Source organism: Streptomyces axinellae, from assembly GCF_039532135.1.
Taxonomy (GTDB): Bacteria; Actinomycetota; Actinomycetes; order Streptomycetales; family Streptomycetaceae; genus Streptomyces; species Streptomyces axinellae.
In genome coordinates this window covers 1-630 of record NZ_BAAARJ010000088.1, presented here as the reverse complement: position 1 = coordinate 630, position 630 = coordinate 1, and the positions used below count along the sequence as shown (strand labels likewise).

General features: G+C 66.0%; 1 protein-coding gene. It reads left to right on the top strand.

Annotated features, from left to right (window positions below):
• Positions 1-62: 62 nt before the first annotated feature.
• Positions 63-630: CurL C-terminal domain-containing protein (locus tag ABD339_RS33565; RefSeq protein ID WP_344570950.1), on the top strand; the 568-nt coding region annotated here is incomplete at its 3' end.

Below are 630 nucleotides of genomic sequence, written 5' to 3'. Positions count from 1 at the left end.
GCACCCTGCACCTCGACGAGCCGACACCCCACGTGGACTGGTCCAGCGGAAACGTCACCCCCTTGACCGGTGACGAAAACTGGCCCCACACCGGACACCCCCGCCGCGCCGCCGTCTCCTCCTTCGGCATCAGCGGCACCAACGCCCACATCATCCTCGAAGCCCCACCCGAAACACCCACCGAAGAACACCCCGAACCCTCAAATCTCCCGGTGCTGCTGTCCGGAAAGAACGAGCCCGCACTACGCCAACAAGCCAGCCAGTTGGCCACGTTCATCAGCGCGCACCCCGAGTCCGACATCGCCGAGATCGCCCGCACCCTGGCCACCTCACGCACCCACCACCCCCACCGAGCCGGCATCGTCAGCCAAGAACGCGAAGAGGTCCTTACCGCACTCCACGCCCTCGCACAAGGCGAGGAATCCCCCGCCGTAGTGCAGGGCGTCGCCACCGAACCGGGGAAGATCGCGTTCCTCTACCCCGGACAAGGCTCCCAACGCCCAGGCATGGGCTCACAGCTCTACGAAACACACCCCGTCTTCGCACACAAACTCGACGAGATCTGCGCCCACTTCGACCCCCACCTCCCACACCCCCTCCGCGACATCATGTTCGCCCCCCACAACCACC